Raw genomic sequence first — 7,384 nt, 5'->3', positions numbered from 1 at the left:
GTTTTAGGTCGGGGAGTTTTTCCATTCTTTGATCTAATGTCTATCTTGTCTTCTTGTCAAGGGGGTTGAGCAATTACATGGAGCCTTGCATAATACGGGGCATGGGTAAGTTTTCTTCAACCTGCTGTAAGACAATGCAACCCACTAAAACTTTCAAACTGAGCAGAATTCCTTGAGGCAGAATAATCAGGCAGATGAGGCTAATCCCAATCGTTGCGCCAATACCGGGAATCAGGTCAAATGCGCCTGCGACTGCAGCCATGACCAGTGCATAGGGAATATCCAGCAAAATAAACACCAGAAAGGTAGAGATGCCCAAGAAGATTGATAATAGCAACCTACCCCAAAAGAAACCCAGAAAATTATTTTGGATTGCCCTGGTCAAATCATCGGGTAAGCTGGCTGGAAACAACCTCACGATCAGATTCCATAGTCGTTTACCATCTAGCAGCATAAAGAAGCCAACCACCGCAATCACAATCACATCTAGCAAGTTGAATAACACATTTTGCAGTGTGGAAAAATCCATGCCAATGATGCCGAGGGCTTGTTCGCGCAGTTGTGTCTCAAAGGTGCTGAAATCGACCGTAATATTGCGCTTTTGCAGAAACGATTGGAGTGTTTCCAACAGTGCGATCGCCGACTCTAAAAATTGAGGAGCCTGTTGCAATAACTGCTGTGCTTGGGAAATGATAGCTAATCCTAACGTTGCCATTAACCCACCTAGAATCAACAAGGCAAGTAAAAATACCAGCACAACCGCTACCCAACGAGGGATGAAACGAGATACAAATTTGACTGGGTAATTCAGCAGAAAGGCGAGAATAGCTGCAAAAATAAAAACAATCAGAACCGTTTCAAAATATGCCAACACCTGCACGATCGCCCAGCCAAGCGCAAGAGTAGCAGGTAACGAATGAGTTGAGCATTGTTCAGGTGTTCCGACATCCGATTGGTGTTAATTTTTGGATTGTCCATTACAGCGTGTCAAATTCTCTACCGTTCCTCATCCGCAGTATTAAATAAAAAACACACCGATGTCCTCTACCTAAAGATACGAATTGTAGAGCCTGTAGGGGGATTTTTTCTCAGCGACAGTTCTCCGGGCCCAAAGAGCAGTTGTCATGACACAAGGACATCAGCAAAAAAGGCTTTCTGCTGATTGTATGGTGGGAGAAGCTATCGGTGGGAAAGGGGTTTGCGCCCAAGCCTCAGCATGAACCGTTGTAGCAAGAGAATCTGTCACGGCTGCCGATCGCCAGCCAGCATTAAAGACAGTGTTTGCCACAACAAGAGGGTATGACATCAGTAGCGAAAAACGGCTGCGATCGCCTTGTCTTGAGGAACATTTTCCGGCTCTACGGCGTAAACATTACCACCATTGGTGAGGGTATGCAGTGCTGCTAAATCCAGCAAATCTTCGTCCCCTGCCTGATGTTGAGCGTGAATCTGAACCGAATTCGCATCGGGATCGAACACCCCCCAAACTTGCTCGCCAACGGGAACAAACAACGATTCAACGCGCTGGAAATAGGCAGCCGGCACAACCTGTTCGATCGTACTAGCAGTTTTTTCGGTGGCTTGTAGTTCCTGGTAGCGGGCGATCGTTGCTTCTTTTGCTTGCTCAAAATAAGGCTGTACAATCTGCCACGCTCTTGTATGCAGTTCCTCCGGTTTCAACATTTCTGGATTGCCTGTGATGCCGTCGGGCAGTAGGTGAGCGTAGGTGTTTGCCTGCTGATAAATTGGCAAGAGATAATCAACTCCTGCCAAAATTAGCGGCGCTTGCTCGTTTTTTAAGAAGGATTCTAGCCCGTTGCTAACTTTGCGGAAGTAACGCAGCAGTCGATCGTTGTGGTCATCTTTACCGCCTCCCTGTCCATGAAATATGGCAGAACCATCGCCACCACTGCCGCCTTGTGAGGTGGCCGTATGAAACTGCAGGCTTTTTTCTGGATCGTCATACTGCAATGCTTCTGCAATGCTGGTGGGTACATCAGTCAACTCAACCTCGTTGACGTGATAACGAGTTCCCTGAAACAATCGAACTTGATTTTGGCTTAGTGCCAGAATATAAAACTGCCCATCTCCAGACAACAGTTGCAGCAATGGTTTGAGATGAAAGCGATCAGTAACTACCGTTAATTCTGGGAAGGCGATCGGCAAACAGTAGTAGCGGAAGTGATTGGGAGATAGCAAAATTGCTAGTCCATCGCTTTGATGCTGCCAGAATTCATAGGTATCTAGCTCGTGAATCGGTTGCAGCAACTCTTTGGCATCCTGTTCACTCATTCCCATCGCCAGCAATTGTTCTTCGGCTTGCCGCACCCGATTCTTGAACCGAATTGGATTTTGTTGGGTTTCGGCTCCTAAACGCTCCATTGGCGTGTAGATCGAAATACAGGTTGAGTTTGATTGTGTGGCTAAAGTTGTTAATTCATCAAGGGCTAATAAATTCATTTTGTACCTTTGTTCAATGTTTCTTTCAAGCTTTTATCAGCGGTAGGACAGGCTGAATGTCTTTTCTGGGACATCTGCTGTTTTCTGATTTGTCCTGAGAAATTTCGGAGAGTAACTTCCCTGACGGTCAGAGTTGGCCTCAGAGATGTGGTCAAGATTAGTCGCTTAGCGAGCGCGCAACTTTCCGATAGTAGTGTCTAGCAACTTTTTCATTTTCTCGGCAGCACCGCTGATGGACTGCTGCAATATCTGGCCATGATCGCTGACTGCGATTGGCTGATGGTTAGCGAGACGGACTTCGATCAAACAGCGTTTATCATTAGCGCCAAACTTCTCGCTGCTGTTCTCATCGCTAAGGTGAACTTCCACCCGTGTAATATGCTGACTGAAGCGATCTAAAGTGTTGTTAATTATGGCTTCGACCTGTTGAGACAGCGCCTCGTTGCCTTCGATGTTGGCATCAGTGTTGAGCTGAACTTTCATGTGTCTATCCTCTTCTAATAGCTGTATTATGGGATTGCTGCGATTAGCGCCCTTTTCCCTGCATACAGCATCGTGCCGATCGGTTTAATCAACCCTTGCTCGACAACTCGTTCCCTTACTATCATCGACCTTTCAGTGACCGAAGTGGCCTACTCAAAGGTAGATAGTTACACGCTTAACCCATAGCAAGCGATCGCACAATTAAAATCCGCCTTTCAGCATAGGTTTGTCCAAATTTTTCGATTCTCACTGTCTGCATTCCCATCATAGTGCTTGCACTACTGCTTACGAATTACGAATTACGAATTACGAATTACGAATCGAATTACAAATTACGAGTTTCCTTTTGGGGTCTTTTGGATGCTTCCAATACTTCGGCAAAATTCTTTATTAGTAGGTAGGATTTCGTGCCTCAACCCAATCAACAGAATAAAAAAATATATAGCGATTCTCAAAAAAGTGAGGTATGCAGACGAGCGATTAGCAATTACCAATTACCCACTCTACCTCATTTTACTGAGAAGTGCTATATACCTTATTGATTTGATTTATGCTTACCTAATTATTGAAGTTTCCATGCAATCAGACCGACAAGCCCAATCAGACCTAATGCTCTACGAAAGTAATTAACGCCTTGAAATAATTCTTGCCAAGCCCAAGTAAACAAAGACCCAAAGCCTACTATCTGCAACCCTAAATTAATTTTACCACTTGTAACAATGAGCGTTAATAAACTAGCTACAATCCCGACACTCAGTGGTAGATTTGGCATCTGAGCTATAACAATTTGGCCTTCGCTGTCGCGGAATGTGCGATCGAACAATGTGCTTTCCATGAGTTTCTCGTGTCAATGTAATAAATAGAACCAGGTTAACATTCAATACTGCGGGCCTTTTTAGGAAAGATACTACAAGCTTTAGAGGGCAAGGATCATAAAAAACTCGAATTAAATGCAAGTCAGGACTGGAGATGACATTGATTTAATTATCCACAGTGGCTCAAAGTCCTAAAAAATTAGCCATTGAGCCATAAAAAAACTGTCAAGATTATTGAACAGTTAAATATGGGATTTATCCTCAATCAAGTTTTTTGGACCTCGCTATCTTTAATTTATTCAGCTTGTTTTAGCCATCCTTTTAAAGGTTTCTTTTGCGAGTTTTTAGATGGTATTTATATAGTAAAATTCAAAATTTTAAATATCATCTCTCGGTTGGAATAGTTTAGAGTAAAAGGTCATCTATAATTGGACAGACATCATCGTTTCTCTAGTATCGCATCGAGATCGATCGACCTCATGCTCAAATCCAAGGTCAGCAATTCACAGGCCTAAACCTTTTCGTGAAGCAGGCTTGAACCTCTGTTGGCAGTGCAGTAATTTCTGTTTCCAGAGCTTGAATTGATTGTGTAGCCGCTATTTCTGTTCGATCGCTCTCAGCATCCTGACTCACAAAAAATGTGGCTAGCGTTGTTGTCAAATAACCACATAGCGCGATCGCACACAACGCCAGCAAAAAACAAAGCACCCGCCCTTGGGGTGTCTTCGGGAAGTAATCAGAGTCGATCGTACTCATCAACATTCCCGCCAACCACAGCGCCGTGCCATAGTCATTAATGCCAGCACTACCATTAGGAAAGGCGAAACCTCTCTCAGATTTAGAGTATGTCTGCTGAAGCACTCGATCGCTCGGTAAACTCCCAAAAGTCGAGACAATCGCACTACCACCGGGATGAATACAATATAAAGGCGATCGCCTTTAGGCGAAGTATCGCTGATTCGAGGCATCATTCTCAACTGCTTTGCGTCGAAACTAACCATTGCCGACACAGAGGAAGAGCAGCCAGATCAACTCAACTTCGAGCTAGTTTTCACTGAGCAATACGCTTAACGAGTGTTTTACAGCCCCGTAAAATTTTAGTATTTAAGGCGCACCACTTATTACTTTAGGCTACGGATAAATGTGACGGTAATGTTCTAGACGTATAGTATATTTAGCCTCATTGAAATTTAATTTAATTGTGTAATGCTGATATATCGAGGTTGATTTTTTACTCGATTTATCCAAGTTTGAATAGCTGGAAATCTGGTTAAGTCAAATCCGCCCTCGCCCGCAACGTGAGTGTAAGCAAATAAACCGATGTCAGCAATAGTATAGTGAGCGCCCGCAAAAAACTCATTTTCTGCTAAATGCTGTTCCATCACCCCCAAAGCAGCATAACCCGGTGCTTGTTTTTGTTGGAGTGCTTCCTGATATTCTTCAGCTTTCCCTGTCAAATACCAAAAACGAGAAGTAGCAATAAAAGGTTCGTGACTGTACTGTTCAAAAAATAACCACTGCATGACTTGAGCCCGTTCAAATTTATCCGTGGGGAAAAACTCAGTTTCTTCGCTCAAGTAAAACATAATCGCATTCGATTCAAACAGAAATTTACCCGGTTCGATTTCTAACACCGGAATGCGGCCATTGGGATTTTTGACCAAAAATTCAGGTGTGCGGCTTTTTCCTTGGAGAATATCAATTTCTGTGCGATCGAAGGGAATATTAAGTTGAGTTAAGAGCAAGCGAACTTTATAGCAATTGCCAGAGGGGGAATATTCGTAAAGTTTAAACATGAGTCTTGAGAAGATTTTATGATGTTAAATTATCTCATAAATTAGATAATGTAGGCACGATGAGTTAACCGTTGTTTGCTAAAATTATTTTGGCGATCGGTGTCGATCGCCAAAACCAGCCACTTCTGCCAGCGTATAAAGCGGGCGGCCCTTCACCTCCTCGTAAATACGCCCTATATACTGGCCCAAAATCCCAATACTCACCAACTGCACCGCACCCAAAAAGAAAACAGCCATCATCACAATTGTCAAACCAGTTAAGGCAGAACTTGGATAAAAAAGCCGCCAATACAAAATCAAAAAAGCCATTAACACAGATATAAATGCAGCAAATAACCCCATATAAATCGAAAGTCGGAGGGGAACTTTTGAAAAAGAGACTAAACCATTCATCGCCAAACTTAAAGATTTTCTGAAGGTATACTTAACCTCGCCTGCAAAACGCGGATCACGTTCAAACTTAACCGCCGTTTGTTTAAAACCAATCCAAGCCCGCAGTCCCCGAATGTAACGATTGCGTTCTGGCATGGCGTTGAGTACATCTACCACGCACCTATCCATCAAACAAAAATCTCCGGTATCTATCGGAATATCAACATCAGCAAGATGGCGCAAAATGCGATAATACATATAAGCTGGTAACCGCTTAAACCAACCTTCTTGACGGCGTTGAGTGCGTTGAGCGTAAACAACTTGATAGCCCTGCTGCCACTGTTCTACCATATCTATAATTAGCTCTGGTGGGTCTTGCAAATCGCCGTCCATGATGACTACAACTTGACCGCTAGAAAAGTTTAAACCAGCAGTTACAGCTATTTGATGACCGAAATTGCGGGCCAAACTGAGGTAACAAATTCGCGAGTCTTTTTCGTGCAATTCTCGCAAAAGTTCTAGAGAGCGATCGCGACTGCCATCATTGATTAAAATTAATTCTACTAGGCCGTCCATTCGATCCATCACGGCACTAATGCGCCGATACAATTCCGCTAAATTTTCTTCTTCGTTATATATGGGAATTACCAAGGAATACTTAGGTGTATAGTCCATCGAATTTTAGGTGATTAAATAGAGTTTGCAAATGCTAGTTTAAATAAATCAACCATTTATTTTTTCAAGACATGGGTGGATTCAAGTTATAAAGTTGGCACGTAATCTCACTCCTTGAACCTGGCAACAGTATCCGACAAAAGAGCATTAGCCAAACTTATCAAGTTTCTTAAGTACGAAAAACCAAATGTCAACTAAAACTGACCCAAACAAAGTAAAAATCTCTGTTATCATAGATGTTGAGTCGTATCTAAAAATCACTATCATAACCCATAGATTCAAAATTGCATGACAAATTCAAATTATCTTTGGCAAGCAAATCAAGACTTAAGCGAAGCTTGTCTGCAACATCCCTTTGTCAGAGGCATTGCTGAAGGCAGCCTGCCCCAAAATAGTTTTGCATATTACGTTGCACAAGACGCATTTTTTCTGGGAGCCTTCGCTCGCGCTTACAGTATCGCTGCGGCAAAAGCACCCGACTGGGAGGGGTTTGAAATCCTCCACAATCTCGGTAGCGGTGTTTTAGAAGAACTTCGTTTGCATCAAGGATATGCAGCAAAATGGCGTGTAAACTTGCAAGAGGCAAAACCGGGAATCGCTACCCGCCGCTACACAGATTTTTTATTAGCGACAGCCTGGGGGAGTGGTGTAGGTTTGACAGTAGCCGCCATGACTCCTTGCTTGCGGTTGTATGCTTTTTTGGGACAGCAGCTAGAGCGTCGGTACAGTATTAGAAGTTGACAAAAAAAGAGATATATGAATCTACCCCGTCAAGGAATTCAA

General features: G+C 43.2%; 10 protein-coding genes. 1 reads left to right on the top strand and 9 read right to left on the bottom strand.

What is annotated here, in order from left to right; translation table 11 throughout:
- Positions 1–73: 73 nt before the first annotated feature.
- From QUA36_RS30360 to QUA36_RS30320, 9 genes are all read right to left on the bottom strand, one after another.
- Positions 74–874 (bottom strand): AI-2E family transporter, encoded by an 801-nt coding sequence (locus QUA36_RS30360; protein ID WP_333460059.1) that lies wholly within the window; start codon positions 872–874, stop codon positions 74–76.
- A 264-nt stretch (positions 875–1,138) separates the two neighbouring features.
- Positions 1,139–1,306 (bottom strand): hypothetical protein, encoded by a 168-nt coding sequence (locus tag QUA36_RS30355; protein WP_333460058.1) that lies wholly within the window; start codon positions 1,304–1,306, stop codon positions 1,139–1,141.
- On the bottom strand, positions 1,306–2,460 hold the full coding sequence (locus QUA36_RS30350; protein WP_333460057.1) for a baeRF7 domain-containing protein: 1,155 nt from the start codon (positions 2,458–2,460) through the stop codon (positions 1,306–1,308). The genes QUA36_RS30355 and QUA36_RS30350 overlap by 1 nt, the downstream gene beginning before the upstream one ends.
- Before the next feature lie 165 nt (positions 2,461–2,625).
- The gene (locus QUA36_RS30345; RefSeq protein ID WP_333460056.1) at positions 2,626–2,943 is read right to left on the bottom strand and encodes an HPF/RaiA family ribosome-associated protein; all 318 of its coding nucleotides are present in this window, start codon (positions 2,941–2,943) and stop codon (positions 2,626–2,628) included.
- Positions 2,944–3,505: 562 nt separating this feature from the next.
- Positions 3,506–3,778, bottom strand: a complete 273-nt coding sequence (locus tag QUA36_RS30340) for a hypothetical protein (protein ID WP_333460055.1) — start codon at positions 3,776–3,778, stop codon at positions 3,506–3,508.
- Between the two features lie 475 nt (positions 3,779–4,253).
- The gene (locus tag QUA36_RS30335; protein ID WP_333460054.1) at positions 4,254–4,514 is read right to left on the bottom strand and encodes an ion channel; all 261 of its coding nucleotides are present in this window, start codon (positions 4,512–4,514) and stop codon (positions 4,254–4,256) included.
- A complete protein-coding gene (locus tag QUA36_RS30330) occupies positions 4,514–4,729 on the bottom strand; it encodes a hypothetical protein (protein ID WP_333454366.1) in 216 nt (71 codons plus the stop codon). Before QUA36_RS30330 ends, QUA36_RS30335 begins: the two co-directional genes overlap by 1 nt.
- Before the next feature lie 219 nt (positions 4,730–4,948).
- Entirely contained in the window at positions 4,949–5,554 is a 606-nt protein-coding gene (locus QUA36_RS30325) for a glutathione S-transferase family protein (RefSeq protein WP_333460053.1), read from the bottom strand.
- A gap of 84 nt (positions 5,555–5,638) precedes the next feature.
- Positions 5,639–6,601, bottom strand: a complete 963-nt coding sequence (locus QUA36_RS30320) for a glycosyltransferase family 2 protein (protein WP_333164416.1) — start codon at positions 6,599–6,601, stop codon at positions 5,639–5,641.
- A gap of 288 nt (positions 6,602–6,889) precedes the next feature.
- Here QUA36_RS30320 and QUA36_RS30315 point away from each other — a divergent pair, with 288 nt between their 5' ends.
- Positions 6,890–7,342 carry a TenA family protein gene (locus QUA36_RS30315; RefSeq protein WP_445301469.1) on the top strand — a complete coding sequence of 151 codons (453 nt, stop codon included), beginning with the start codon at positions 6,890–6,892 and terminating at the stop codon, positions 7,340–7,342.
- Positions 7,343–7,384: the final 42 nt, after the last annotated feature.

It is taken from the genome of Microcoleus sp. Pol10D4, from assembly GCF_036701555.1.
In the GTDB taxonomy this organism is placed as follows: Bacteria; Cyanobacteriota; Cyanobacteriia; order Cyanobacteriales; family Microcoleaceae; genus Microcoleus.
This window is presented reverse-complemented; position numbering and strand designations above follow the sequence as displayed.